This is a genomic window from Streptomyces adelaidensis, from assembly GCF_016598475.1.
In the GTDB taxonomy this organism is placed as follows: Bacteria; Actinomycetota; Actinomycetes; order Streptomycetales; family Streptomycetaceae; genus Streptomyces; species Streptomyces adelaidensis.
Genome location: NZ_JAEMUX010000203.1, coordinates 1 through 2,207 on the forward strand (window position 1 = coordinate 1; position 2,207 = coordinate 2,207).

At 60.0% G+C, this 2,207-nt stretch carries 1 protein-coding gene; it reads left to right on the forward strand.

Translation table 11 applies throughout. From position 1 onward, the window contains the following. Window positions 1-601 precede the first annotated feature (601 nt). On the forward strand, window positions 602-1,963 hold the full coding sequence (gene ltrA / locus I8N67_RS41245) for a group II intron reverse transcriptase/maturase (RefSeq protein WP_200309442.1): 1,362 nt from the start codon (window positions 602-604) through the stop codon (window positions 1,961-1,963). Window positions 1,964-2,207 lie beyond the last annotated feature (244 nt).

Sequence of the window (2,207 nt, forward strand, 5' to 3'; positions counted from 1 at the left end):
GAAAATCAACGGTCGCGTCCAGGCGTATGGAGCGGCGCGTTGAGGGACCTGCGCGATACGGTGAAATTGCGCCGCGAGGCGCTCTGTTGTATTCCCGACGCAGTCGGGAAGAACTCGGAGGAACGTTCTTGAATCGAATGGCTTACCTCAGCCTGAAAGGGTGAGAGGGACAAGAGCATGCCAGGAAATCGGCGACTGTGTCCAGACGTAAGGAACAGTGCGTCGAGCGATTCGCGCAATACGGTGAAAGCTAAACTGCCTGAATCCCAATCTCCAGGAGATGCAAATATCCATCCGCCGGAAAGACGTCTGGAACCGGCGCCACGTCCTGCATTGGCATTTCTTTCGCGGCCGATGCAACCTCCGGAACGTGGAGCGATGCCCAGTGAGGGCATTCAAGGAGATGAGTGGGGCACCTAAGTTGCGCTATTACGTACAACAGAGATGAACGCGGGATCACCTAAGGGATGCGAATCCTATGGTGACGGAGACCCCATATTAGTCGCCGGAGTAACGACCGGCCACGAAGTCCGGGAAAGCCGGAATGAGGGCGAAGGGGGTCAGGTGATCGGACACTCGAAAACCTGGGAGGTATGCGAAATTGCAGAGCGCCGAAACAGTGCTGGGTGTCCTCCGTGAGCGCGGCAGGCACGGCCTGCCGTGTAATGAACTGTACCGACAAATGTTCAACCCGGAGCTATATCTCATGACTTACGGGCGTATCTACTCCAACAAGGGAGCGATGACGCCCGGAGTCTCGGCAGACACTGTGGACGGCATGTCCCTGGACAGGATCGAGCGCATCATCGATGCGATGCGCCACGAACGCTATCGATTCAGTCCAGTCAAGAGGGTAATGATCCCGAAGAAAAACGGGAAACTCAGACCCCTCGGCTTGCCTGGCTGGACGGATAAGCTGGTTGGTGAAGTGATGCGTCTCTTATTGGAGGCGTACTATGATCCCCAGTTTTCCGACCGGTCCCACGGGTTCCGTGCCCGTCGGGGCTGCCATACCGCATTGCGCGAGGTGGCTAATACCTGGACGGGGACGACCTGGCTGATTGAGGGCGATATCTCCGACTGTTTCGGGTCGCTTGACCACGAGGTCATGCTCTCGACGCTATCGGAGAAAGTCCACGATCGCCGGTTTCTGCGGCTGCTGCGCAACATGCTTCAAGCCGGATACCTGGAGGACTGGGTATGGAACGCCACGCTCTCCGGAGCACCACAAGGCGGTGTTCTCTCGCCCCTGCTCAGCAACGTGGCGCTGTCCGTCCTGGACGAGTGCATCGCACAGGCGCCGGGAGGCCCCGCTGCTGGGAAGGTGGACCGCGCCAGACGGCACCGCCATGGTCTGCCCAACTACCGCCTCATTAGGTACGCGGACGACTGGTGCCTGATGGTGTTCGGCTCGAAAGCTGATGCCGAGGTCCTGCGCGAGGAAATCGCTGAGGTCTTGTCCACGATGGGCCTGCGCCTATCACCGGAGAAGACCCTGATTACTCATATCGATGAGGGTCTGGACTTTCTCGGATGGCACATCCAGCGCCACCGCAAGAGAGGGACCAGACAGCACTACGTCTACACCTACCCCGCGAAGAAGGCCGTCCAGGCCGTGAAACGGAAGGTCAAGACGCTGTGTCGAGAGGTCGAAGTGAACCAGCCGTTGGATGACCTGCTGCGCCGGTTGAATATGGCGTTGCGGGGCTGGTGTGCTTACTTCCGGCCAGGAGTGTCCTCTGTGACCTTCGCTTATCTGAGTCACTACACGTGGCAGACAGTTTGGCGATGGATGCGGCGCAAACACCGCCGGTCCACCTGGAAGGAACTCCGCCACCGCTATTGCGGCGGCGGATGGTGGCCCGCCAGCGAGAACAGGGAGCTGTTCGATCCTGAGAAGGTAGGCACGACTCGCTACCGTTACCGAGGTTCGATTATCCCGGCTCCCTGGCCCATCGCGTGATGAGGATTTCCAGCACGCGGTCCATTTCGGGGCTTGTGGAGAGCCCGGTGCATTGAGAGGTGCCCGCCGGGTTCGGGAAGCGGTCCGGGGAAACGGGCCGGTCGAAAGGCCGGAACCGCGCCCCGGGCCGACTTTCACCGGGGGCGCGGGTGCTTCGGCGGGTGCGGATGGTCCGTGGTTGCTCGCGCAGTTCCCCGCACCCCTTACCTTGACTATTAACCCCACCAAGATCATGTCTTGGTGG